We start from the raw sequence: 25,881 nt of genomic DNA, 5'->3' as shown, positions 1-25,881 counted from the left end.
CGCAGGTCTCGTGATGGTCGGACGACACCGCGGCGACGCGGCAGGTGACGGGATTGAAACCATGGTCGTGTTCTCCTCTCGGCAACAACTAACCTATTTGGTTCTTGTGTAAAGATCTAAAGGTGGTTAACGTTCTTCCATGTGCAACACGTCGTTTGGCGGTCTTCGGCGTGCGCCATGAGGGAGAACGTGGATGATCACCGCGGCGCAGCTGTATGACCATGTGTCCTGCCCACGGCGTGTGGATTTGGACGTGCACGGCGACCGCGAGCGTCGGGCCGAGTTGAGCGCATTCGTGAAGATGCTGTGGCAGCGCGGCGCGGCGCACGAAGCGACTACGTTGGCGCGGCTACCGATTGGTGCGGTATGTCTAGATGGGCTTCCGGCTGATGCGCGAGAGAGCGAGACGTTTCTGGCGATGGAGGCCGGCGCGACCATCATCCAGGGAGGTCGCATATCGGCGGATGACCTACTCGGCGATCCCGACCTGCTGATCCGGAGGGGGAACGGATACTTGGCGGCCGACATCAAGAGCGGGCGCGGCGAGGAAGGTGGCGATGACGAACAGGATGGCCGTCCGAAGGCGCATTATGCTGTTCAGGTGGCGATGTACTGCGACATCCTCGAGAGGATGGGCCGTTCGTACGGGCGCGTGGCGGAGATCTGGGACATCGAGGGTAGGCGGGTCGAGTACGACCTCGAGGCGGCGAGGGGGCCGCGAACGCCATCGAGCTGGTGGGACCTGTACATCGCGACCCGCGAGGCGGTGCGCGCGATCCACGCCGATCCCCTTTCCACCCGAGGTGCCCTCTCCGCGACGTGCGGTCTTTGCCACTGGCGTGCCCATTGCGCCGAGGAGCTCGGCGATGCGGACGATCTGACGCTCATCCCGCAGCTGGGTCGGGCGGCGAGGGACCTCATCGGAGGAAGCGTCGGCACCGTTCGCGCTCTGGCTCAGTGTGATCCCGAGGCGTTCATCGAGGGTCGCAGGACGGCGTTCAAGGGGGTCGGACCCGATCGCCTGCGCACCTTCGCCGCGCGGGCACGTTTGCTGTCGACCCCGGGTGCCCGTCCGTACCTCACCGCACCCGTCGACCTGCCGGCCGCCGAGGAGGAGATCTTCTTCGACATCGAAGCGGACCCCATGAGGGGGCTGACCTACCTTCACGGCTTCGTTCACCGACGTGACGGCGATCCGGCCTCGATGCGGTTCGTCTCGTTCACGGCGGAGCAAGCGACCGCAGCGGCCGAGCGTGATGCCTTCGCAGGAGCGATGCGACACATCGCCGAATACCCCGGTGCCACGATCTACTACTACAGCCGCTACGAGCGGACGACGTACCGGATGCTGCAACGCCGCTATCCGGAAGTCTGCTCGGTCGAAGAGGTGGAGGCTTTGTTCACCCCGCCGAGGTCGGTCGATCTGTACTGCGACGTCGTCATGAAGGCGACTGAATGGCCGACACGCAGCCATTCCATCAAGGTGCTCGCGAAATATCTCGGCTTCGCCTGGCGGGATACCGATCCGAGCGGCGCCGCGAGCATAGAATGGTACCATCGCTGGCTGGAGACCGGAGATCGAGCGGTCCTCGAACGCATCAAGACATACAACGAGGACGACTGCATCGCCACGGCGGTCGTACTGGACGGCATCCGCACTTTGCGATGAGGACATGTGGCCGGACCACCACGCATCGGGACCTTCGGCACGGGACGCTGTGACGAGCTGACGTCTGGTCGAACGTGAGCAGATGGCCAAGTGTCACCGACACCGTAGATCTCCAGCATGCCGTTCGACGACGCTCCACTCTTCGAGCCGCAATAACGGCCGCGTGCAGCGTCCTTTATCAGTTGGCCTTTCGCCTACCAGGAAGCTGAGCTGCACGCGCGATGACTGCGATTGGACAACGCCCGGTGCTGACCAGCCTGACGCCATGATCCAGTTTTTGAACGACGGTTTCTATAAGTCCGAATGAATGCGATACCGCTAATCTGAGTTTGCAATCTGGGGTGGGCGGCCATGCGACACGTACTGGTGATTGAAGACGATCGCAGGATAGCGGATCGGGTCACCGATCTCGTCGTTGACGCTGGAGCGTCCTCGGTCGACGTAGTGAGCGACGAGGCGGCAGCCGTTGAAGCCGCAACGCGTCATCGTCCAAGCGTCATAGTATCGGATATCGATTTGAGAGAGGGGGGTAGGGGACCCGACGCCGTCGAACGAATTCGAGCGCTGTATGGCGCCGTCCCGACGATCTTCGTTACCGCAGATCCGAGCGGTCATCAGGTCGACGCCTTATCCGACACGATACTGATCAAGCCGGTGAGCGCCAACGCTTTCGCCTCGACCTTCCTTGCGATCACAGGCGACCTAGCACGTTGGCGAGAGCTGGCGGAGAGCCGGGCACTGGTTCCGGCACAGGGAACCTGAAGGTGCTCTCGCTGGCATTGTGGCACCAACATCAGCAATCCGGAACGTGTGCCTGTATTCCGCACCCGGCGGTCAGACGAGGCGTCGCAGGTAAGTGGCCTGCAATTTCATGATAAAGCGACCTTCACGCTGGACGCCAAAGGTTAACAGTTCATCATCCTGATCTGCGCCGCAAACCAGTTCCCGCCGTCCTGCCGATTTGAACCTGTCGGTTTCTCAAAAAGCCACTCAGCGAGTGAACGCGACTTGAAAAGTGCCGGAGCCCGGTGATCGTGATCCGGACTGGAGCAGCAAGGGGGCCAAGGATTGCCTTCGGGTAAAGTAGCAGCGGAAGTGATTGCGAATCAGAGATTCGATTCCGCTTCTAGGAAGCCGAACGTCGGAACAGTGAATCGGATCGGCTGCGGATGAAGGTTGGCGTTGAGCCGAATCTCTCACAAGGTGGCCATAGGCCGAGTGAGCGGGTCGATGATTGGAGGACGATGGAATGAAGAGGCTGATCTTCTGCTTCGACGGGACGTGGAACAAGCTGAACGAAAACACTCCCACGAACGTCGTGCTCACCGCGGCCAGCATCCTGCGAACCGCTCCCGATGGCCCACAGCTGATACATTACGACGAGGGCGTGGGCACTGCGCGCCTGGAACGTTGGACCGGCGGCATCTTCGGGTCCGGGCTGATGCAGAACGTCCGCGAGGCTTATCGCTTCCTCATCTTCAACTACGACCCGGGTGACGAGATTTTCGTCTTCGGCTTCTCGCGCGGAGCGTTCAGCGCGCGGACCTTCGTCGGGCTCCTTCGACATGTCGGGCCACTGCGTCGACTGCATGCCGGCCGTATCGACGAGGCCATCGCTCTTTACGAAAAGCGCCTGAAGGGCGACGCGGACGCGGGCAGAGCACTGCGGGAATTCCGCGCCACGTATGCGGGCGGGGTCTGCATCGGGGCCGAAGACGACGCCTTCCGCTGCCAGTTCGTTCCAGGATATGCTTCTGGGGAGGCACCCCAGTTGAAGATCAGATACCTAGGGGTGTGGGACACCGTCGCAGCGATGGGCGTTCCCGCGAACATCTGGGGTAGCGGCTGGATCAATCGAAAGCATCGGTTCCACGACTCCACCCTCGACGATTTCGTCGAAAGCGCATGGCACGCGGTTGCCCTCGATGAGCGGCGATCTATGTTTCCGCCGACGCTCTTCGGAGATCTCACAGAGCTGAACGCCGCAAAGGGCAAGACCAACGACGACGTGCGTGCTCCCTATCAGGAGCGCTGGTTTCCAGGCGTTCACGGCTCGGTCGGAGGCGGCGGCGACATCCGGGGACTGTCGGACGGTGCATTGGCTTGGATCCTGAAGGGCGCCAAGCTCGCCGGGCTGAAGTTGGACACCTTGGCGGGAACGCGAATCCACGCGTTTCATCCCGATCCGATGGCGCCGCTCATCAACGTCAAGGATCACCGCAAGGGCTTCACCGACCGGTTCACCACGGATCGGGTCGGGCCGGAGCACATGTGGCAGCTGTCCTCGGCGGCGCAGCGACGATGGGTGACCCAACCTGCCGCCGGGGCGACGACCTACCGTCCGGCGAGCCTCAAAAGGATCGCTGGAAAGCTGAGCGAGCTGCCGACATGGTCCTTCACGCCACCGGACGATCTGATCGACACGGTCAAGGTCGGAAACGACGACACCCTGAGCGGGCTGTCGCTAAGGTTCTACGGCAAGTCCAAGCATTGGCGCGAGATACATCTGGCGAACCTCGACACGATCGAGGATCCCGACGAGATCTTTCCCGGACAAATGGTGCGCATCCCGAGATTGGGTGAAGAGGAGACAACATCCTCGTCCGTTCACCCGGCGCCACCTAGCTGAATCCGATGGATAGTTGGCGTCGAGATGCGATGGCCTTGCCGCAGTTCGAGATGCCACGCCAAGTCCGTCGGCGCCGGCGGCGTTTCGAGTTTCAGCAACTCTGATGGATACCTGCAGCTTGCCGCATGACGTGACGTGCACACGGAACAGGAACGGCGGAGCCGAAAACAGGTTACCTCAGCGAAAGTGAGTTGAACGTCTCCGTGACACCGCTCACGCATATCGCCCGAAGAACGAAGTTGGCGGGTCGCCGCGATCCGCCTTCGAAGCGCTTCAATAAGGAGACCACCATTGCTCGATCAGTTGCCGGCCCTGATAGATGCCGGCCTGTCGGCCCTATCGAGTAATCGCAGCGACATCGGAATGACGTTCGAACGCCGTCGCCGAGAAGTACGCATCAAGATCGGTGGGATGGACTTCCGGTTCTGCGGCGACACCTCGTCGGATTTGCTCGCTTGGGAGCGTCTTGCCGATCGCATACCAGCGGTGGTTGAGCGTGCACGCCTGCAAGCGCTGCAGCGCGCCGCGGGCGAGGACCAGCCGGAGGCATGGTCGGTCCATACGTCGGCCACCACTCTCGCGTGGATGACTTGGGCGTCCGGTGGTAATGACACGTCGGCGTGGCATGCAGCCATGGGCACGATCCTCGCCGCGGCCGAACGTAATAGCGATGTCGCGATCACTCCCAAGAGCGGAGGACGACCGATCGTCGGCGTCCTTCGATCGCGCCGGCTCTTGGCGATGATCCCGGTGGCGGCGGGAATCGACTACATGGATTCGCAAAGCGTGTTCCTCGCCCGGGAACAAATACCCCAAGCCGCGTCGATACACGGGCCGGGCTGCGACGTCACCGCGATCGTGGGTGCGTCCTGGCTCACCGGAAAGAGAGTCACGATCAAGACCGTCCACGTCGACCAGGCAGGTACGTTGGTTCGGGTGAGGCAGCCCCTTTTCCCGCTGGCGCCCATCCCGCGAGACGCTCTGCAGTTCGCCCGATCAGGAGGTCCGGCGTACGCACCCTGGATGATCACCCGCGCAGAACGCACGGCCTTTGACGCCGTCGATGCCACGGCCCATGAGGTCGTTTAGACACACCCAGCTTACGCCAGAAACGCTAGTCGCAGGCGTTTGCGCCTTCGTCGGAGACGGGTGCCGGCGCAGTCCATCCGACCGCACTCGCTGATCGTCTTCGCAGCATCTGCCCCTCAGCCTGTTCCGGCCGCACTTTGCCGCAGTCTCGTCAAAGACTCCCATATGTCTTCGGGAACCTGCGCCCGAGCGACGATGGCCTCGTAGATCGCGGGCATGAACCGTTCGGCATTCAGGTAGGTGGCGGTATCCGGATCGAAGCCTTCGACAGGTTCGATCGTAGGAACGACCCGGACACTGATCTTCGGCAGCGGCCCGCCGCTACGCGCGGCTTGTGCCGTTTTGCGACCAAGCTCTGCGAGACCGTTGCCTTCGATGAACGCGTGCGGGCCGGATCCCGCTGATCGAAGACGGCGGAACCGATCCGGCAACGCATCGCCGATCCCGGCGAGCACGAAGGGCACGAATTCGGACCACGCCTCGTCGGCGAGACGTGCCGCCACCGCCGGCGGCACACGCGCCTTCATGAGTGAGATGGCCACGGCGAGTTGAGCCAGTTCGGTGACGCCGAAGCGATGGCGTTCATGTGACGTCTCGCGGGTCAGCGAAGTGACCCCGAGCTCGATGAGTTGCCTGATGCGCGCGCGCAACGCAGGTTCCGAATTCTCGTTCAGGTGGCAGGCCGTCCGAAGAGTGGCGACGGCATCGCCGGGCGCCATAAGGATCTCAGCCATCTAAAAACCTTTCGCCGAACTCGGCAAATGCGTTGACACCCGCAGCAATCGATGGCAACAAAAATTACAAATATGCTAAACTTAGCAAATAGACTTGCGGAGTGGTGATCGGGTGCGAGAGGTCGGTTTTGATGAAGGTCCGGCGCGAAGCCAAAAGGCAAGAAGCTCGCCTCAGGCCAAGGCCATGGATTCTGCTGCGTCGGATCGAGTCATGACGACGGCGGAGGCAAACGCGTACCTGCGACGTGCGAAGGGATTTCTCGAAAAGCGGCGCTGCTCTGGGATCGACTCCCCTCCATATCTGCAACGGACCAAACGAGGGGCGGTCCTGTACCGCGTGGCCGACCTCATCGCTTGGGAGGACGAACGCATGCTAACTTCGTCGAGCGATCACGAGGGTGGCTTCGCGACAGGCGATCGCCATCAGCGGCGGTGATCCTCCGCTCTGTCGTCGCAAGCGCGATGATCTTCCGCGCTGGCGAACGCCAATTCCTGAGCTTGCTTGATCGACTTAATGTAGCGGCCCGCGACATCCACGCGACGATGATCTCCGCTTGCAGCTACGAGGTGCTTAGGCGCTCACCTTAGGTCGTCTCGCAGATCGGTGTTCGACCGGCGAGGAGCTCCGACGACATGCCGCGGCGCCTCTCCCGCGTCCTCTATCTGCGATCGGCTACGAGTCTCTTAGTTCATCAAGGAAGTTCTCCGCGACGCCACGCAACCTCCGAGCTCGCTCGGCGACTTCCTGAGACGTAAGACGCACCTTGGTCGCCATTTCATCCACGGACTTCACGGTTGCCGACACGATCTTCATACGGCCTTCAAGTTCCGCGCTGTTCGCCCCGATGTGACGTGTCTTCTCTCGAAGAAAGCTGGCGGCACGCTGCTGCTCTTGGATGGACATGGAAATGCCTTCGGCCACGTTCGCGGCTTTGGAGAATTGCGCCTCGATCCGTTCGATGGCTATCGAATTGTCGTGCAAGCGGCGGCATATGCCGTCCGCCTGGTCGGCGACCTTGCTTGTGGCCTCCCCGGCACGCAGAGCCAGCGACTTAACTTCCGCTGCAACAACGCCGAAACCTTGCCCGGCGGTGCCGGCACGAGCAGCTTCGATCGCCGCATTCAAGGCCAGCAGCCTCGTCTGTTTCGTCAGGCCGCCGATGATGTCGGCTATGCCGCGCGCTTGGGCGGCCTCGTCCGCGACCATCCTCATATTCTCGGAACTGTCCGCGGTCATGCGGCTCGACTCGTCACACAGCGCGCTGTGCTCGTTCACGCGCTGCTGTATCGAGGAGATGCTGGTGAACAGGTCCTCCGCGATCTCGACCAGGGCGTCGATCGCATCGGCTGTCGCACGGGTTCGGCTGAATGCCTGGCTGACCGCCTCGGAGGAGACGTGAACGGCATCGAACAGCCTGCTGGCCGCCTCGATGAGCGTGTCCATCGCTGCCGCTTGTGCTTCGACCATCGCAATGACGCTGCCTTCGAACCCCTCCGCGATCTGGATGATTATGGCACGGCGCGCCTGCTCTGCTGTGCGAATACCATCCGCCTTGATGAGGGCCGCCGAAGCGCGTTGTTCAGCCGCCTCGCGCGCAGCCGTTTCGTGCAGGGCTTGCCGCTCCGCGTGGGCCTGATGAAGATCCGCCGTTGCTTCCGCGGCCGCAACGAACAAACGGCTCTGCTGAACAGCGAAGAAGCACATGATGGTGAGCAAGGTCGCCAACAACGGGTACATCACGAAAAGGCGACCATGAGCCGCGCCGATGGCGCTGAGAAGAGGTACGCATATGGGAAAGGAAAACGCTACGAAGGCGAGGGGAAGGTTGAGGTAGAGGACGAAGCCGACCGCTATCATGGCAACCTGCAGAGAGGCTACAAACATTGCCATCTGCATGTCCGCCCCCTGCATCATGGAGGACGTCAGGACGGACCAACTGCAGCTATGCACGAGGGCGAGGGCGGTTATTTCCCGCGCAACCTTGGGAGCTGTGGCCGGTGAGACAGATCGTGGAAGTCTCGCGAGTGACCAGACGCCAACGGCTGTATCGGCAAGTTCTCCGATCAGCATGGCGGTCTGGTTGGCGGTGCTCCAGAATAGTAGGCATAGCCCTAAGGTGGTGAGCAGGGAAAGCCAGGAGATCCAGCGAACGGCAGTCGCTGTGGCCGCCACCTGCTGGCTGAAAATGCTTCGCTTCGCTGCATCCTCCGCCGGAGCATCAAGCATGGCGAGATCAGTCAGGAACTCACGGACCCCGGATCGGATCTCTCCAGACGAAAGTACCATCGCCATTGGCCACGCCCCTCCCAGCCGGACGCCCGTAATCGTCTGATGTTAAGAGCATCTAAATGCATGGAAGGCAGTCAAAGGCGACCATCAGCGCGGTCGACGGCTGCAGCTCTTTGAGGCGAGCAGTCGCTTCATTGATATGCTGCTCCCTATGTCGATCCTAGGGAAGGTCAGCCGACGGGCATCACGCCGCATGCGGCCTGTCGTTGCCGCCGTCTGCGGCTATTGCGACGGTAGCTGCAATTCATCGATCGACCCGAAGAGCGACGCCGCCGAACCGTGTTGCCCACGAGTGCGCTGTCCGCATTGCGGGCTTGCCACCCGTTCGTGCATTGGCCACCAGCTTTGACGGCGACGGTCCGATATCCCGGCGGATTGCTACCGGGACGATGACCGCCGAACGCAGCCGGTCGCAAGGCAGAGAGCGTGATGGGCGGCGGTCGACGGTGATGGGGAGGATCGGTGATGGATGATTGGATCGGAACCGCACCGGCAGTCACAGAGGTCGATCCCGGCACGGCGCGGTCCTCGTTCGCGGATCTGCTCGACGCAGCCCGGCCCGTCGTCGTGCGGAGTCTGGTGACACACTGGCCGTCGGTGGCGGCATCCGCGGGAGGCGATGCTGCGCTGGCCGCGCATCTGCGCCGGTATGACGGGGGGCGTCCGCTCGGCCTTCTGGCGGCGGCATCGACGGTCGGCGGTCGATTCTTCTACCGCGACGACATGGACGGCTTCAACTTCGAGCGCGCGCAGATCCTGCTACCGGTGCTGCTCGATGCGCTGCTCCGCGAACGCGCCGATGCCGCGCCGCCCTCGCTGTATGCGGGCGCCAGCACCGCGGACGATCATTTCCCCGGCTGGACGCGCGACCACGCGCTGCCGCTGCCGGTCGGCGATGCGCGCGCGCGACTGTGGATCGGCAACGGCAGTCGCGTCTCGGCGCATTTCGACATGGCCGACAACGTCGCGGTGGTGGTCGCCGGGCAACGCCGCGTCGTGCTGTTCCCGCCCGCGCAGGCGGTGAACCTCTATGTCGGTCCGCTGGACGTGACGATGGCGGGCCAGCCGACCAGCATGGTCGACATCGAGCGCCCCGACCTGGCGCGCTTCCCGCGCTTCGCCGCGGCGCAGGAGACGGCGTGCGTCGCGCGTCTGGCGCCGGGCGACGCGATCCTGATCCCCGCGATGTGGTGGCACGAAATCCGCGCGACCGGCACGTTGAACGTGCTCGCCAATTACTGGTGGACGCGCGGGACGCCCGATTCGCCGTTCGCCGCGCTGATCCATGCGATCCTGGCGGTGCGCGACCGGCCGGCCGCGGAGCGTGCGGCCTTGCGCGACTGGTTCGACCTATACGTCTTCGCGGAGGATGCCCGCGCGGTGGCGGATCATCTGCCGTCGGCAGCGCGCGGGATCCTGGGCCCGCCGTCGCCGACGCGCGACGCGCGAATCCGTGCCTATCTGCGTCAGATGCTGGGCGACGGCTGAGCGCCGGCGAGGCGATCCAGCGCCTCGCCGTGCGGCGGCAGCCCCGCGACCGCCGCAGCGGTGGCGCCACGCATCTGGCGCAGCGCGGCGGCCAGCTTCCCCTCGTCCAGCGCATCGACGATCGGATCGTAGCCGGCCGGGATCACGCCCTGTCCGAACATCACCGCCACCCAGCTCGGCACCGTGAACAATTCGTCATCGTAGCGGAAGATGCGCCCTTTCTGCCGGAACAGCGCGATCTTGCGCGCCAGCGTGTCGGGGATCTCCATGGTGCGGACGTGATCCCAGAACGGCGAATCATCGCGGCGGGTGGCGTGGTAATGGAGGATGATGAAGTCGCGGATCGAGCGGTAATTGTCGCCCATCTGCCGGTTGTACTCGTCGCGTTCGACCGGGCAGAAGCTCGTGTCGGGGAACAGCGCGAAAAGTTTCGAGATGCCCTGCTGGATCAGGTGGATGCTGGTCGATTCCAGCGGTTCGAGAAATCCGCCGGCGAGCCCGAGCGCGACGACGTTGCGCTCCCACAGTCGCGCGCGCTGCCCGGCGGTGAACGACAGGCGGCGCGCCGCGGCGGTGGGTTCGGCGTCCAACCGGCCGAGCAGCAGGCGCTCGGCCTCGTCGTCGTCCATGAAGCGGCTGGCATAGACCACGCCATTGCCGGTGCGATGCTGCAGCGGGATGCGCCATTGCCACCCGGCGCGATGCGCTGTGGCGCGGGTGTAGGGGACGGGCGCGGCGACCCGCGCCGTCGGCACCGCGATCGCGCGGTCGCACGGCAGCCAGTGCGACCAATCCCCGAACGGCACGCCCAGCGCCTCGCCCAGCAGCAGGCTGCGGAATCCCGAACAATCGACGAACAGGTCGCCCGCGATCCGGCGCCCGTCGTCCAGTCGCAGCGCGGCGACGTCGCCGTTGTCGCGCCGCTCGACAGCGACGATCCGCCCCTCGACCCGCACGACGCCGTCAGACTCCGCGCGGCGGCGCAGGAACGCGGCATAGAGCGTCGCGTCGATATGATAGGCGAGCGCCAGCCCCGACAGCGGCGAGCGCGGGTCGGCGACGGGATGGCCGAACGCGCCGGCGGCAGCGGCCAGCGTCGTCGCCGAATAGTCGCCGATCGCGCCGATGCCCGGTAGGTCGCGCAGCTTCAGCCACAATTGGTGAAAGTTGATCCCCTGGATGTCGCGGCCGAAATGCCCGAACGGGTGGAAATAGCGAGCATCGGGGCGATCCCAGCCGACGAATTCGATGCCCAGCTTGAAGCTGCCGCGCGTCGCGCGCAGAAATTCCGCCTCGTCGATGCCCAGGAAGTTGTTGAAGCTGGTGATCGACGGGATGGTCGCCTCGCCGACGCCGACCGTACCGATCGCATCGGATTCGACGAGCGTGATCCGGCGGCGGCCGTCGTCGAGGAAGCGCCCCGCCGCCGCGGCCATCATCCATCCCGCGGTGCCGCCGCCGACGATGACGACATGTTCAATCGGGGGGGCGGGGGTCATGATGGTGTGGCGATCCTATCGGGGAAGCGGGCGGCGATATCCCGGGCCAGCGCGACGACCACATCGGCCGCCCTGTCGGGTGACAGCGCCGTGGCGATCGGGTCGGGGCGCCGCGGCGTCAATCCCTGGCCGACCAGCACCGCCAGCCACGCGTCGCGCGGCACGCTGTCCTCGTCCGCGGTGACGAGCAGCCCGCGTTGCGCGAATTGCTTGAGCACGTTGGCTAGCGAGGGCGGCGCATCGCGATCGATGGCGATGCCGGCGGCGCGATATTGTGCGCCGAGGAAGTCGCGCAGCCGGTCGGCGCGCAGCCCCGCGCGGCGATTGTATTCCGCGCGCAGCAGCGGCTCATCGGCGCGCGCGGGCAGCAGCTCCAGCGCCAGATCGAGCTGCGCAAGCGCCAGCGTCATCCCGGCGAGGCCGAGCGGCCCGGCCTGCGCCGCCGCATCGCCGAGCGCCAGCACATTCCCCGCGAACGGCCGCGCCAGCCGTCCGGGTGCGATCGGGATCGCGTCCGCCGCCGCCCCCGCCGCCACGTCGCTGCCGCCAGCGACGAACCCGTCCGCGCGCAATCCGCGCCAGCGCGCCTGCCACCCGCCGGCGGTCGCGCGATAGTCATCGCCCGCAAGGGCGCCGGAGTCGCGATCGATGGCCAGCCTCAGCCGATCGCACGGCAAAGCATCGTGCCACGGTAAGAACGCGTCGGCCACGCCGGGGGCGACCAGCCGCGGCGTCGGTCCGCTGGCGTCGACGAACAGGTCCGCCGACGCCGTGCTGCCGTCTTCCAGCATCAGGGCAGCAACGTCGTCGTCGGCGTGACGCACCGCCAGCAAAGGGGCAAGCACCGCGACGCCGCACTGTTGCGCCAGCCCGGCCAGCGCGCGCGACATGCCTTGCGGATCGATGTGCAGCGCAGCGTCGCCGTCCGGATCGTCCCGCCCGGCCAGCGCGGCGACGCAACCGGGGATCAGCGCGTGAAATGGCGGTATCCGCCGCCCGCTCAGCCGCGCGCGTTGCCACAGATGATGCGGCGCCACCGGCCCGGGGACGGCGGCGGCATCATCGCCGACCAGCCACGCCTGGCGATCCCCACCCGACGGGAGGAAGCGACTGGCCTGCCGCCGCGTCGCCAGCCCGTGCGCGGTCAGCCGCTCGGGCGCGAGGCCGATCCGCGCCAGCATGCCGTGCGACGACGGCAGCGCCAGCGGCAGTCGGTCCGCCAGCGCATCCTCGGGCACCGGCGCGGGGATCAGCGACACGCGCGCATCGGGCAGCGCGCGCGCGAACGCCACCGCCGCCGCCAGCGCGACCGGCCCGCCGCCGGCCACCGCCACCGATTGCAACGGCGCGCGGGTGTTCATGCGGCGGTCGCCCGGATCGTCGCCAGCGCCGCATCGTGCGTCGGCATCGCCGCGACGCGCGCGGCGATCGCCCCGGCCAGCGTGGACAGCGCGCGGTCGAGCGCGGCGGGGTCGCCGATGTCGGCACGAGGATCCCAGCCACGCGGCATCACGCGCTGACCCAGATAGACCGCGACCCAGCTCGGTTCGAGGAACAGGCCGTGGCCGTACTTGGTCACATGCCCGCTGGCGCGCCACAGCGCGATCTTGTCCGCCAGCGTGTCCGGGATCGCCATCGTGCGCACATGGTCCCAGAACGGCGAATCGTCGCGCTCGGTCGCGTGGTAATGCAGGATCAGGAAATCGCGGATGCGGTCGTATTCGTCGTCGATCACGGCGTTGAACCCGTCGCGGTCGACGTCGGCGACGCGCGCGGCGGGAAAATGCTCGACCAACGCGGTGATCGCTGCCTGCACCAGATAGATGCTGGTCGATTCCAGCGGCTCGAGGAACCCCGACGCCAGCCCGATCGCCACCACGTTGCCCACCCAGGAGCGGCGCCGCCGACCAGCACGAAAGCGCAGGAATCGCGGCTCGGCCAGCGGCTCGCCGTCCAGCGACGCGCGCAGCGCCGCCGCCGCGGCATCGTCCGAACAATGCGCAGCGGCGTAGACGTAGCCGTTGCCGACGCGGTGTCGCAGCGGTATTCGCCACCGCCACCCGGCGGGCATCGCCGTGGCCCGGGTGAACGGCTCGGTCGCGGCGGCGGGGCTGGCGCACGGCATCGCCACCGCGCGGTCGCACGGCAGCCAGTGCGACCAATCCTCCCACGGTTCGGCCATTTCGACCCCCAGCAGCAGAGACCGGAAGCCGGAGCAGTCGACGAACAGGTCGCCCGCGATCCGCCGCCCGTCATCCAGCGCGACCGCAGTGACGCGCCCGTCCGCATCGTCGCGCTCGACGCGGACGACCCGCCCCTCGATGCGGGTCGCGCCGCGCGTCTCCGCCCAGTCGCGCAGGAACGGCGCGAACCGGGTCGCGTCGAACTGGTACGCGTAGCCGAACGATGTCGTCGGATCGCCGGGGTCGTCGCCCGGTTGCGCGAAGCGACGTTCCTGTGCGGCGACGACCCCGGCGGAAAAGGCGCCGATCGGCGGCACCTCGCCGCCCGGGGCGCGGCGAAGCCAGTAATGGTGGAAGGCGACGTCGTTCAGCGGCTGGCCGAACGTGCCGAAGGGGTGGATGTACCGATCGCCGATCCGTGCGAAATCGCGGAATTCGATGCCCAGCTTGTAGGTCGCCTCGGTGGCGGCCATGAACGCCCCCTCGTCGATACCCAGCCGTTGCAGAAACAGGCGGAGGTGCGGCAGCGTCGCCTCGCCGACGCCGACGATGCCGATCTCTTCCGACTCGATCAGCGTCACTGTGCAGGCGGCGGGCAGCAATCCCGCCAGCGCCGCGGCGGTCATCCATCCCGCCGTGCCGCCGCCGACGATCACCACTCTGACGCCGGCGTCCTGCACGCTCCGATTCCTCTCCCCATCCGGCGTGACAGCGCTATCACCGGTGCCGCAAAGCCACACCCACGCTGCCCTCGGCTTTTAATTAAATCAAGTTGACATATTTTCCTTGTCTTGGTCCCGAACCGGACGTATCCGATGGTTTCGAGCCGCAAAACGCGGACGGATAAGCGCCGTGGGACGGCGGATCAGGGGTGGGGATGATGAAGGCATTGCTGATGACGGATCGCGCAGCCGCTGGCTCGGGGCGGCGTTCCCATTGGGCCGCGACGGTGTCTTTGGTAGCGTTAATGGCAGCTTCGCCGTTCGCCGCGCCCGCCGCGTTCGCGCAGACCGCGCCGGCGCCCGCATCGCGCGACGACGAGTCGCGGCCGCAGACCGACGCCGCGCCCTCGGCCGCGCAGGGCGGCATCCCGGCCGGCGCCAGCGCGGGCAAGCGCCCGCTTTCGAACAGCAACTCGATCGCCAACCAGACCGCGCCCGACCAGTCGAACGTGACCGCCGCCGACGTGCAGACGCCGGCCGCTGATGGCGCGGGGGCGGACGACATCATCGTCACCGGGCTGCGGCAGTCGCTGGCCAATGCGCAGTCGATCAAGCGCAACGCGGATACGGTCGTCGACGCGATCACCGCCGAGGACATCGGCGCCCTGCCGGACCGCTCGGTCAACGAGGCGCTGCAGCGCGTGGCGGGCGTCGCCATCACCCGCTTCGCCTCCGCCAGCGACACGCAGCATTTCTCGGTCGAGGGTTCGGGCGTCACGATCCGCGGGCTCAGCTACGTGCGCGGCGAGTTCAATGGCCGCGACAGCTTCGGCGTGTCGGGCGGGCGCGAGATCGGGTTCAACGACGTGCCGACCGAGCTGGTCGGATCGGTCGAGGTGTTCAAGAACCTGACCGCCGACCTGATCGAGGGCGGCATTTCGGGCACCGTCAACATCAACACCCGCAAGCCGTTCGATACTAAAGATACGCTGCTCTACGTCTCGGGCAGCGTGAACTACGGCGACTTCGCGCGGCGCAGCGCGCCCGCGGTGGTCGGCCTGTTCTCGAAGCAATGGGATCTGGGCGGTGCCGGGCGGATCGGCGTGCTCGCCAGCGCCACCTACAACCAGCAGTTCAGCCGGTCGGACTCGGTCTTCGTCTCGTCGATGCTGCCGCGCTACAACGACGACACCAACGGCAACGGCCGCTTCGATGCGGGCGAGGGGCGGACGCTCAACGCCGGTACGCCCTATTCGTCGACGCTGTGGGACAATTTCCCGGTGCCGGCCGGCAAGCCGTTCGTCTGGTCGCCGCTCGGCGCCGGTTCGCGGCTGCAGACGTTCGAGCGGGAGCGCGTCGGCTATGCCGGCGGCCTGCAGTACGAGAACGCCAAGGGCAACCTGCTCGTCACCGGGCAGTTCCTGCGCGCCGAATCGCGCCAGCAGTGGATCGATCGCACCAACGAGCCGAACGTCTATTACGGTGATATCAACGCGATCTTCCCGCAGGGCTACAATCCGTTCGCGCCGGCCGCGGGGCAGACGTTCACCAACAACAGCTACGACGGCAACAACATCTTCACGAACGGCACGATCGTGAAGCCGGCGGGGGGGCAGTATAATTATTTTACCAACCGTTTCTTCAAGACGAACGGCGCGACGCAGGACCAGTCGATCAACGTCAAGTGGGACGTCACCAGCCGTCTGCACCTGAACTTCGATACGCAATACGTCTTCTCGAAATCGCGCGACATCGACGACATCGTCGATTCGACGACGTTCGCGGGCGTGGCGCTCGATCTGCGCGACGGCCCGGCGCGGATCACGCCGATCACCCCGGCCGGTCAGGACGTGGCGAGCTATTTCGCGAACCCCGCCAACATTTTCATCCGCGACGCCTTCAACAACCGCGCGTACAGCGACGGCGACGAATGGGCGTTCCGCGGCGACGCGCAATATGACGTGTCGGACGATGCGTTTCTGCGCAAGGTGCGGGTCGGCGGCCGTTACGCGAAGCGCGACCAGACGGTGAAGTCCAACGACTACAACAACTGGGGCGCCGTGTCGGATACCTGGACGTCCGGTCTCGCCTCGTTCGACAAATATCCCAGCGCCGTCTCGCTGCTGAACTGGGGCGACTTCTATCGCGGGCAGGCCAACCAGCCGCCGTCGGCCCCGGTGCTGAGCGATGCGCTGATTTCCGACCATGACGCGCTGACCGCGTTTCTGCGCACCGCGACGAAGGCGGCCGGCGGCGGCTACACCCCGCTGGAGGATCGCGGCACCGACCTGATCGACGGCTACTTCCGCCCCGGCGAGGTGTACCGGACGAAGGAGGACACCTACAGCGCCTATATCCGTGCCGATTTCGGCGTGGACGATATCGGCGGCGGCGACAGCAATCTGTCGGGCAACATCGGGGTGCGCTACGTCCACACGCGCGACCAGTCGTTCGGCGGCTTCACCTTCCCGAACGTCCAGCAGCAGATCGGCAGCTTCGCGACGGTGGCGGAATTCTGCGCCTCGCCCAATCCGAACACCGACCTGCGCGCGCTCTGCCTGATCTCGCCGACGCAGCTGGCCGCCGTCACCGCCTTCTCGAACGGCGCCCAGACCGCCAATGTCGCGCAGCAGAGCTTCGACAAGTGGCTGCCCAGCCTGAACATCAAATATCAGCTGTCGTCGCAGCTGCTGTTCCGGCTGGCGGCGTCCAAGGCGATCTCGCGCCCGGCGTTCGGCGACCTGCGCAACTTCATTGGCGTCACGCCGTCGGCGGTGCAGACGGCGGGCAGCTACACCTTCGCCGCCAATGCGCGTAATCCTTATCTGAAGCCGATCGACGCCAAGCAGATCGATCTGACCGCCGAGTGGTATTTCGCCAAGGTCGGTTCGCTGACCGGCGCGGTGTTCTACAAACAGCTGTCGAACATCATCCTCGACAATTTCGGCTACGACCAGTCGTTCACGAACAACGGCCAGACGTTCGACGTGACGATCAACGGCCCGACGAACGCGCCGGGCAAGGCGAACATCAAGGGCGCGGAAATCTCGTACCAGCAGACCTACGACTTCCTGCCGGGCGCGTTGCGCGGTCTGGGGACGCAGGCGACCTTCACCTATATCGATCCGGGCAAGATCCCGAACTCGACCCCGGCGAACGCGCCCAACGACGGCAACCGCCCGCCGCTGGACATTACCGGCCTCTACGACAACCTGCCGCTGGCGCAGCTGTCCAAGTATAACTTCAACGTGTCGGCGTTCTACGACTTCGCGGGCATCTACGCGCGCATCGCGTACAGCTGGCGGTCGAAGTACCTGCTGACCAACCGCGATTGCTGCTTCCCGTTCTTGCCGGTCTACGCATCGGCGACCGGGCAGGCGGACGCATCCCTGTTCTACACCGTCAACAAGCAATTCAAGATCGGCGTGCAGGTGCAGAACCTGTTCGACACGACGACCGAGACGACCTTCGTGCTGAACAAGGACGGGCTGGAGGCACCGCGTTCGTGGTTCAAGAGCGACCGTCAGTTCCAGCTGAGCGTCCGCCTGACGCTCTGACCCCGATCGTCCGCAAGGGGGACAACGGGGGCCGCGACCAACGTCGCGGCCCCTAGTTCGTCCGGGGTGGCGGCGTCAGCGCCCCGCCTGGATCAGGATCGAATCGGACGGCAGCAACCGGTCGAGGAACGGCAGGATCGCCGCGCCGACCGCCGCGGCATCGCGTGCGATCACCGCGGGCATGATCGTCGCGCGCGCAGGCAGGTCCAGCGTCGTCAGCGCATCGGTCAACGCGCCGGCCAGCCGCTCGATCAACCGGATCGGCAGCCGCCCGCCGATCAGCACCGCGTCGGGATCGAGCAGGCAGGCGAGCGTGACGAGCGGCCCGGTCAGGGCGCGCACCGACGCCGCCAGCCACGCGTCGACGATCGCATCGGCGCCGTCGGGCAGGTCGTCCAGCGCATCGACGTCGTCGATGCGGTGCCCGGCGGCGGCCAGCCGATCGAGCAGCGCTGTGACCGACACGGTATCCTGCACGCGCGCGCCGGGCGTGCCCGCCCCAGGGTCCGGGATCAGGCCGATCTCGCCCGAGCGGTTCGATGCCCCGCGGTGATAGCTGCGGTCGATCACCAGCGCGCCGCCCAGCCCCGCGCTGACGAGCAGGTAGAAGAAGCAGGGGTTGTCGAAGGCGGTGCCATATTCGGCCTCGCCCAGCGCGGCGGCGGCGGCATCGTTGTCGCAGTGGATCGGCCACGGCAGCAGGTCGGCGAGCAGATGCGAAATGCTCGTTTCCGCCCAGATGCCGTATGCGGACGGGCGGCCGGGCATGGCGATGTTGCCGAGTTCGTCGGGCAGGGCGACGCCCACGCCGAGAATGCGGTCCCGATCGATGCCCCCGGCGGCGATCGCCTGGTCCAGTTCGGCGGCGACGAAGCGCAGCACGTCGTCCGGTAGCGCGAACGTCACCTCGCGGCACACCCGGCTGCGCACGACGCCGTTCAGGTCGAGCGTCACCAGCGTCAGGTGGTCGCGATCGATGTTGATGCCGATCCCGAACGCACCCTCCGGATCGACCGCGAGTTGCAGTGCGGGCTGGCCTCTGCCACCGATCTTACGCCCGGTCACATGCACGAGGCCCATGTCGACCAAACGTCCGCTTATATTCCCGATGGTCGCCGGTGTCAGACCCGTCTGTCTTGCGATATCGGCTCGGGTCGCTCCGGGCGAGAGGCGGATCGCCTGGAGCACGGTGCGAAGGTTGTAGTCGCCGGCCCGCGCCAGGTTGGTGCCCGACAACGACCGCGACAGGCGCGCATCGCGCCCGTCGCCGGCCACCATCGCTTCCGGACGTGTGAACAGCGTTTCCGTAAGCTTCCCCCCGGCCGCCCTCGGCCATGCGCCTGCCTTGGCCGCCGTCGTCGTACGTACGTTCGGCGACCAGCAACCATGCCATCAATCATTATCATCACTGGTATTTAGAAGTGCGGACCAAAACAATGCCTTCTCAATCGTTGATGTGTTTTCGCCGACCAGGCCAGCGACGCGCTCTTGGCCCAAGCTGAGCCCTCGCAATCCTTCGCGTGCGATATTTAAATTTGAAATATGATTGATTGACATCGTCCTGCGCTCGTCGCCAATTCCCGCAATGAAGGGGCCGGGAGGCGGAATCGATGACGACGATGGTGTTCCAGCTTGGCGTCTCCGTGCCTGCGGGTAGCTGGCAACGCTCGCTGCCGAAGCCGCGACGCCGCCGCGCCAGCCTGTCGCCGCGCGCCGCAGTGGGCGGCGCGCAATGAGCGATATGACGGGCACCGCACCTACCCTCTCGCGAAGGGCCGCGCTGGGCGTCACCGCGGCATGTGCGCTCGTGCCGCAAGGCTTAGCCGCCGCGCGCGCTGGGCGCCGTCTTTCAAACCCGGCGGCCAGCGCGACCGCGCAGGCGCTCTATGCGTGGCTATGGTCACTCTACGGGCGGCGGACGCTGACCGGGCAGCAGGAGAATCCGGGGACGCCGCGTGACGAGCTCGACTATATCGAGCGGACCACCGGGCAGCTGCCGGCGCTGCTCGGGCTGGACTACATACACCCCGCCGACTGGAGTGGCGTGCGTGAGCGCGCGCTGGCCTGGCACCTGCGTGGCGGGCTCGTCACTTTGTGTTGGCATTGGGGGGCCCCCGATGTCGGCACCGGCTACGATAATTCGAAACACAATTTCGACGTTGAGCGCGCGCTTCGTAGCGGCACGGCGCAACACCGGTTGCTGATCGAGCAGATGGATGCCGTCGCCAGCGAGCTTAGCTGGTTGCGGGATCGCGGTGTTCCCGTCCTGTGGCGCCCATTTCACGAATTCAGCGGCGACTGGTTCTGGTGGGGAAAGCACGGACCGAACGCGTTCCGGCGGCTGTGGGCGACGATGTACGATCGCTATGCCACGCTCCACCGGCTCGACAATCTCATCTGGGTGCTGGGCTGGGCGGGTCAGAACGTCGACGCGCGTTACTATCCCGGGCGATCGATGGTCGATATCGCGGGGGCCGACCTCTACGCCGCCGATCATGGCAATCTTGCGCCGATGTTCGCGGCGGTGAAGCGGATCGTCGGGGACGACGTGCCGATCTGCCTGCACGAAAACGGCCCGATCCCCGATCCGGCCACGCTCGGGCCCGCCGCCGACTGGCTGTGGTTCATGACGTGGCACACGCGCTGGCTGACCGGGGCGGACCAGAACGGCGTCGCGGAACTCCGCGCCGCCTATGACGCCGAACGATATCTGACGCTGGACGAGGTTGTCGCGCGTCGCAGGGGAAGACCATGACCATGCCGATCGATCGCCGCGCCCTGCTGGGTTCGGCCGCACTGCTGGCCGGCTGCGCGACGGTACCGTCGACGCGCGGAGACGGCGGCACGCGGCGCGATTTCGTGCGACGCGACGGACTGCGGCTGATGACCGGGGACCGGCGCTATCGCTTCGTCGGCGCGAACATGTGGTATGCGGCCTATCTCGGCGCCGACGCCGCCTACGGCAATCGCGCGCGGCTGATCCGCGAGTTGGACGCGCTGACGGCGATGGGCGTCACCAACCTGCGCATCCTCGCCTCGGCGGAGGAGGGGCCGCTGCGCAATGCGATCAAGCCCGGCTTTCGCACTAAAACGACCGTCAACGAGACGCTGCTCGGCGGGCTGGACTTTGCTCTCGCCGAAATGGCGAAGCGCGACATGCGCGCGGTGCTGTACCTGACTAATTTCTGGGAATGGTCCGGCGGCATGATGACGTATCTGTCCTACGTCAACGGCGGCCGCTACATCGACGCGAACGACCCCGCGCATCCATGGCCGGCTTATGCCAACGCCACCGCGCAGTTCTACGGCGACGACCGCGCAGTCGCGTTGTACCACGATTGGGTGCGCCGGCTGGTGACGCGCGTCAATGCCGCGACCGGCACCGCCTATGCCGACGATCCGACGATCATGGCGTGGCAGCTGGCCAACGAACCGCGACCGGCGGGCGACATGGCGCATGCGGTGCTGCCGCAATTCTACGGCTGGGTGGGGAAGACCGCGCGGCTCATCAAGTCGATCGACCGCCATCACCTCGTCTCGACGGGATCGGAGGGGCTGAAGGGCGCGCTGGAACAGCCCGAGATCGTGTTTGCGGAGCATGCGGTCCCCGAGATTGACTATCTCACCGCGCATATTTGGCCGAACAACTGGGATTGGGTGCGACAAGCCGATCTGGCTGGCACCTACGCTCGCGGTGAGACGCTTAGTCAGGAATACATCGACCAACATATCGCGTTCGCGCGACGTTTGGACAAGCCGCTAGTAATTGAGGAATTCGGCTATCCCCGCGATGGTGGCAGCAACGATCCCGCAGTGTCGACGCGGTACAAGGATCGCTTCTACCGGCTGATCTATGCCGCGGTCGAGCGCGACATGGCGCGCGGCGGCCCGATCGCCGGCACGAATTTTTGGGCGTGGAACGGCGAGGCACGGGCGCAACACGCCGACTTCCGCTTTCAGCCCGGGGACCTCCAGTACATGGGCGATCCCCCGCACGAGCCGCAGGGCTGGTACGGCATCTTCAACGGTGACACGACCGCTCGGATAGTCGCCCGACACGCGGCGACGGTCATGCGGAGTTGAACCACTTTAAGCACGTGTTTGCCGATCCGAATTGGTAGGGGCATTCCCGACGGGGTTTCTAGATTGAGCCGGAAACCTCGGGCAGCGGGTGCGTCCGACGATCTACCGCGAGCTGACACGCAATTATCGGCTCGACGAGGAACCGATGTTTGGCGGCTACTTTCCGGTGACAGCGCATCCAATGGCCGCCGGTCGTCGGCTGAGAGGTGCCAAGATCAGCCGATATCCCGAGCTCGCCAGGCACGTCGTCGTTCGGCTGGAACGTGCATGGTCGCCCGAGCAGATCGCTGGCTACCTTCGGCACCGCACTGCAGGTCCGCTGCGGGTGAGCCATGAGACGATCTAACAGTTTGTGTACGGACCCGACGGGCAAGCGGCCAAGCTGGCACGCCTGCTGCCGAACGGCAGGCAAAAGCGCCGACGTCGCTACGATAGCGCGGCTGATAGGGGCCGCCTTGGCCTGCTGTTATGACGAACACGGCTTCATTGCCGCTTGACTAGTGCCTTCGCACCTCCGTGCTTCCCCGTGGTATGTCTCGCTTCGCAGGCCCGTCGAACGATGACGGGAGCGGAAATTACCGCTTCACCTCCGGGCCGATGTGGTTCGCCGACGTCGGCTCCGTCATACTACTGACGCTCATGGAACCGGGCATCACCGGGACGCAGCTGCTATACTGAGAGGACAATCTTTGAACAGGAAGCTGACTCGTAAAAGGATAGCGGTGCTGTGCGCGGGGACGATGATCGCCACACCAGCGATGACCGTAGCGCAGGACACGTTTGTCGCGACGATCGATCTAGTCAATCCGCTGATGGGCACCGATTCCAGCTATGATTTGTCCTTCGGCAACACCTATCCGGCGATTGCGCTACCGTGGGGCATGAACGCCTGGACCCCCGTCACCGGCAAGATGGGCGACGGCTGGGCCTATACCTACAGCGCGCACAAGCTGAACGGCATAAAGCAGACACATCAGCCCAGCCCATGGATGAACGACTACGCCGCCTTCGCGCTGCTGCCGATGACGGGCGCATTGAAGGTCAAGGAAGCCGACCGCGCATCGTGGTTCAGCCACAAGGCGGAGGTCAGCACTGCTTATGGCTACAAGGTCTATCTCGCCGACTATGACGTCACCGCCGAGGTCGCACCCACCGAGCGTGCCGCCAGCTTCCGCTTCACCTTTCCGAAGACCGATCAGGCGCACGTGCTGCTCGACGGCTATGCCGGCGGGTCGATGGTGTCGATCGATGCCGGCAAGCGGCGGATCACCGGCTACGTCCGCAACAATCACGGCGGCGTGCCCGCCAACTTCCGCAACTGGTTCGTTGCCGAGTTCGACCATGACTTCACGGTCACGCGCACCTTCGACGGTGCCGGTACGGTCACGAACGGGCGTCGCGCCGAGGGCGATCACGTCGGCGCGGTGGTGAGCTTCGCGACGCGCGCGGGCGAACAGGTGGCGGTGCGCGTCGCTTCGTCGTTCATCAGCGCCGAGCAGGCGCAGCGCAACCTCGACCGCGAAGTCGGCCGCGACGATTTCGCCGCGACCCAGGCGAAGGCGAGGGCGGCATGGACGCGCGAGCTCGACCGGATCCAGATTGACGATCCCGACCTCGACAATCGCCGCACCTTCTATTCGGCCTTCTGGCGGATGCTCCAGTTCCCGCGCCAGTTTCACGAGATCGACGCGCGCGGGCAGCAGGTTCATTACAGCCCCTATGACGGGCAGGTCCATTCCGGGCCGCTCTATACCGACAACGGCTTCTGGGACACGTGGCGCGCGGTCTTCCCGTTCTTCGCGCTGATGTATCCGGAGCGGGACGGCGAGATCATGCAGGGGCTCGTCAACACCTACAGGGAATCGGGCTGGCTCCCGGAATGGGCGAGCCCCGGACATCGCAGCGTGATGATCGGCTCGAACTCGGCCAACCTGATCGCCGACGCCTATCTGAACGGCGTGCGCGGCTTCGACGCCAACACGCTGTACGAAGCGATGGTCAAGAACGCGACGACATCGCAGGGCCGTCCGCGCGACGCCAAGGGCAAGGTTCTGACTGCCGTCGGGCGTGAGGGCGTCGAGCTGTACAACCAGCTTGGCTACGTCCCCTATGACGTCGGCATCAACGAGAATGCGGCGCGAACACTCGAATATGCCACCGCCGATTTCTCGCTGTCGCGGCTCGCCGCGGCGCTCGGCAAGAACGATGACGCACGCAAATATGCGGCGCAGGCGCAGAATTACCGCAAACTGTTCGACCCGCAGAGCGGATGGATGCGCGGGCGCAACCGCGACGGATCGTGGTCGACCCCGTTCAATCCGTACAAATGGGGCGACGCCTTCACCGAAGGGAATTCGGTCCATTACAGCTGGTCGGTGATGCAGGACGTGGCGGGACTGATCGACCTGATGGGCGGACGCGACAAGTTCGTCGCGCGGCTGGACTCGGTCTTCTCGACCCCACCGATTTTCGACGACAGCTATTACGGGCAAGTCATCCACGAGATCCGCGAGATGCAGATCGTCGACATGGGCCAATATGCGCACGGCAACCAGCCGATCCAGCATATGATCTATCTGTACGACTGGGCCGGAGCGCCGTGGAAGGCGCAGTTCCACGCGCGCGAGGTGATGCGCAAACTCTATTCCGCCGCGCCGGACGGCTATCCGGGCGACGAAGACAATGGCCAGACCTCGGCGTGGTACGTCTTTTCGGCGCTCGGCTTCTACCCGGTGACACCGACGGTCGGGCAATATGCGATCGGCAGCCCGCTGTTCCGCTCCGTCCGCGTGACGATGCCGGGCGGCAAGCTGCTGACGATCAAGGCGCAGAACAACAGCCGCGACAACGTCTACATCCAGTCGGCGACGCTAAATGGCGTGTCGCACGACCGGCCCTGGCTGTCGCGCGAGGTGCTGCAGGCCGGCGGCACGCTCCGCTTCGTCATGGGGCCGACGCCGAACAAGGCGTGGGGCGCGCGGCGCGATGCGGCACCGTTCTCGATGAATGACGCGAAGCGGGCACAATGAATGACGATGACGATCGGGAGTGGTGCCTGGTAGATCAACCGCGCTAAACCTTCCAAGCGACAGACGGCGTGGAACGCGTCAAAGCGCAAAGCCGTAGGGGAAGCGGCATTCGCAGGCTGACGCGGCCTCACTGCAGGCGACGAGCAGGCTAAGAAGGGCGAGGTCCGAGCGGTCCTTCGCATGGGACATTGTCAAGGGCGAACGCCGTTCTAGATGGACGGGCGACCGCGTTTTAGCGCCTTCAAACCATGCGTTCACCTGAGCCAGGCGCAATCGCTCGCTGCGGCGGACATGGTCTTGTCGCAGTTGAGAGGCAGCTGCTTGAAGCCGATGCGGTAGAGATGCTGAGCAGCACCCAGGACGCGCACATGTCGTTGCCAGTGAGGGCAGGCGGCGCAAACCCTGAGGTCGATCGAAGAGGCTCGTTCATCCGCTGCGCACTTCGCAAAGGCGTTACGCCAAGGCCCACGATCGCAATCTGGCAAGCGCCTAGATCGCGGGCGCGTCAGTCTCGAGTCGCGCGGCACGCGATCAACGACTTTCGATCCGTCGCATCCCACCGTCGATCCATCGCGTTCGAGCCGAGCCCGCATTTTTTGCTGACGCTTGCCAGGCGCTTGCCAAGCGACACCCATACCCCTTCGGGGTATAGCTAACTTATTGAAAAATGGTGCTGCCGGTGAGGATTGAACTCACGACCTCAGCCTTACCAAGGATGCGCTCTACCACTGAGCTACGGCAGCACTTCCCACGTCGTCCGCGGGAGCGGGCCTAAGAGCCGAGACGGGCGGCGTTGTCAAGGTCGTTCGGTGCCGTTAGCGGATATTTCCGATGAGCGATCAGGACGAACGTGCCGCGCGGCTCGCCGCGCAACTCAGGGCCAACCTGCGGCGGCGCAAGGCGCAGGCGCGGGAGCAGGCCGCGCCGCTGCCGGACGCCAATGGCGGGCAAAAGGAACGCTCCTGAGCG

General features: G+C 65.5%; 18 protein-coding genes and 1 tRNA gene. 12 read left to right on the top strand and 7 right to left on the bottom strand.

Features of this window, described 5'->3' with window-relative positions; translation table 11 throughout:
- Window positions 1–193 precede the first annotated feature (193 nt).
- The 4 genes from PGN12_01590 (at window position 194) to PGN12_01575 (ending at window position 5,387) form a co-directional block, all read left to right on the top strand.
- Window positions 194–1,669, top strand: coding sequence for a TM0106 family RecB-like putative nuclease (locus tag PGN12_01590; GenBank protein ID MEH3102586.1), 1,476 nt, complete (start codon window positions 194–196; stop codon window positions 1,667–1,669).
- Window positions 1,670–2,020: 351 nt separating this feature from the next.
- Window positions 2,021–2,431, top strand: a complete 411-nt coding sequence (locus PGN12_01585; protein MEH3102585.1) for a response regulator — start codon at window positions 2,021–2,023, stop codon at window positions 2,429–2,431.
- Window positions 2,432–2,918: 487 nt separating this feature from the next.
- Window positions 2,919–4,298 carry a DUF2235 domain-containing protein gene (locus tag PGN12_01580; protein MEH3102584.1) on the top strand — a complete coding sequence of 460 codons (1,380 nt, stop codon included), beginning with the start codon at window positions 2,919–2,921 and terminating at the stop codon, window positions 4,296–4,298.
- Between the two features lie 291 nt (window positions 4,299–4,589).
- Complete coding sequence (locus tag PGN12_01575) at window positions 4,590–5,387, top strand: hypothetical protein (GenBank protein ID MEH3102583.1); 798 nt, start codon at window positions 4,590–4,592, stop codon at window positions 5,385–5,387.
- A 116-nt stretch (window positions 5,388–5,503) separates the two neighbouring features.
- On the opposite strand, the gene PGN12_01570 is transcribed toward PGN12_01575, so the two are convergent.
- Both PGN12_01570 and PGN12_01565 read right to left on the bottom strand, forming a co-directional pair.
- A complete protein-coding gene (locus PGN12_01570; GenBank protein ID MEH3102582.1) occupies window positions 5,504–6,121 on the bottom strand; it encodes a hypothetical protein in 618 nt (205 codons plus the stop codon).
- 673 nt (window positions 6,122–6,794) lie between these two features.
- Window positions 6,795–8,414, bottom strand: a complete 1,620-nt coding sequence (locus PGN12_01565) for a methyl-accepting chemotaxis protein (protein ID MEH3102581.1) — start codon at window positions 8,412–8,414, stop codon at window positions 6,795–6,797.
- Between the two features lie 462 nt (window positions 8,415–8,876).
- Between PGN12_01565 and PGN12_01560 the strand changes: the two genes are divergently transcribed.
- Window positions 8,877–9,899: a cupin-like domain-containing protein gene (locus tag PGN12_01560; GenBank protein ID MEH3102580.1), complete on the top strand. Its 1,023-nt coding sequence runs from the start codon at window positions 8,877–8,879 to the stop codon at window positions 9,897–9,899.
- Here the strand turns inward: PGN12_01560 and PGN12_01555 are convergent.
- From PGN12_01555 to PGN12_01545, 3 genes are read right to left on the bottom strand one after another with little or no spacing between them, the layout of a single operon-like run.
- Window positions 9,878–11,398, bottom strand: coding sequence for a tryptophan 7-halogenase (locus PGN12_01555; GenBank protein ID MEH3102579.1), 1,521 nt, complete (start codon window positions 11,396–11,398; stop codon window positions 9,878–9,880). The genes PGN12_01560 and PGN12_01555 overlap by 22 nt on opposite strands.
- Window positions 11,395–12,759 (bottom strand): tryptophan 7-halogenase, encoded by a 1,365-nt coding sequence (locus PGN12_01550; GenBank protein ID MEH3102578.1) that lies wholly within the window; start codon window positions 12,757–12,759, stop codon window positions 11,395–11,397. The genes PGN12_01555 and PGN12_01550 overlap by 4 nt, the downstream gene beginning before the upstream one ends.
- The gene (locus tag PGN12_01545) at window positions 12,756–14,261 is read right to left on the bottom strand and encodes a tryptophan 7-halogenase (GenBank protein MEH3102577.1); all 1,506 of its coding nucleotides are present in this window, start codon (window positions 14,259–14,261) and stop codon (window positions 12,756–12,758) included. The genes PGN12_01550 and PGN12_01545 overlap by 4 nt, the downstream gene beginning before the upstream one ends.
- Before the next feature lie 287 nt (window positions 14,262–14,548).
- Here PGN12_01545 and PGN12_01540 point away from each other — a divergent pair, with 287 nt between their 5' ends.
- Complete coding sequence (locus tag PGN12_01540; protein ID MEH3102576.1) at window positions 14,549–17,800, top strand: TonB-dependent receptor; 3,252 nt, start codon at window positions 14,549–14,551, stop codon at window positions 17,798–17,800.
- Between the two features lie 75 nt (window positions 17,801–17,875).
- Here PGN12_01540 and PGN12_01535 read toward each other — a convergent pair whose 3' ends face one another.
- Window positions 17,876–19,078, bottom strand: a complete 1,203-nt coding sequence (locus PGN12_01535; GenBank protein ID MEH3102575.1) for an ROK family transcriptional regulator — start codon at window positions 19,076–19,078, stop codon at window positions 17,876–17,878.
- 332 nt (window positions 19,079–19,410) lie between these two features.
- On the opposite strand from PGN12_01535, the gene PGN12_01530 reads away from it, so the two are divergent.
- The 5 genes from PGN12_01530 (at window position 19,411) to PGN12_01510 (ending at window position 24,912) form a co-directional block, all read left to right on the top strand.
- Window positions 19,411–19,536, top strand: coding sequence for a hypothetical protein (locus PGN12_01530; protein MEH3102574.1), 126 nt, complete (start codon window positions 19,411–19,413; stop codon window positions 19,534–19,536).
- Window positions 19,533–20,555: a glycosyl hydrolase gene (locus tag PGN12_01525; protein MEH3102573.1), complete on the top strand. Its 1,023-nt coding sequence runs from the start codon at window positions 19,533–19,535 to the stop codon at window positions 20,553–20,555. The genes PGN12_01530 and PGN12_01525 overlap by 4 nt, the downstream gene beginning before the upstream one ends.
- Entirely contained in the window at window positions 20,552–21,883 is a 1,332-nt protein-coding gene (locus tag PGN12_01520; GenBank protein MEH3102572.1) for a cellulase family glycosylhydrolase, read from the top strand. The genes PGN12_01525 and PGN12_01520 overlap by 4 nt, the downstream gene beginning before the upstream one ends.
- A gap of 88 nt (window positions 21,884–21,971) precedes the next feature.
- A complete protein-coding gene (locus PGN12_01515) occupies window positions 21,972–22,229 on the top strand; it encodes a hypothetical protein (protein ID MEH3102571.1) in 258 nt (85 codons plus the stop codon).
- Window positions 22,230–22,482: 253 nt separating this feature from the next.
- A complete protein-coding gene (locus tag PGN12_01510; GenBank protein MEH3102570.1) occupies window positions 22,483–24,912 on the top strand; it encodes a GH92 family glycosyl hydrolase in 2,430 nt (809 codons plus the stop codon).
- 668 nt (window positions 24,913–25,580) lie between these two features.
- On the opposite strand, the gene PGN12_01505 is transcribed toward PGN12_01510, so the two are convergent.
- A tRNA-Thr gene (locus tag PGN12_01505) sits at window positions 25,581–25,655 on the bottom strand.
- Window positions 25,656–25,743: 88 nt separating this feature from the next.
- On the opposite strand from PGN12_01505, the gene PGN12_01500 reads away from it, so the two are divergent.
- The gene (locus PGN12_01500; protein ID MEH3102569.1) at window positions 25,744–25,878 is read left to right on the top strand and encodes a hypothetical protein; all 135 of its coding nucleotides are present in this window, start codon (window positions 25,744–25,746) and stop codon (window positions 25,876–25,878) included.
- The last annotated feature ends 3 nt before the right edge of the window (window positions 25,879–25,881 follow it).

The sequence above is a fragment of the Sphingomonas phyllosphaerae genome (assembly GCA_036946405.1).
In the GTDB taxonomy this organism is placed as follows: domain Bacteria; phylum Pseudomonadota; class Alphaproteobacteria; order Sphingomonadales; family Sphingomonadaceae; genus Sphingomonas; species Sphingomonas phyllosphaerae_D.
Note: the sequence above shows the minus strand (reverse complement) of the source record. Positions and strands in the feature narration are given on the sequence as shown.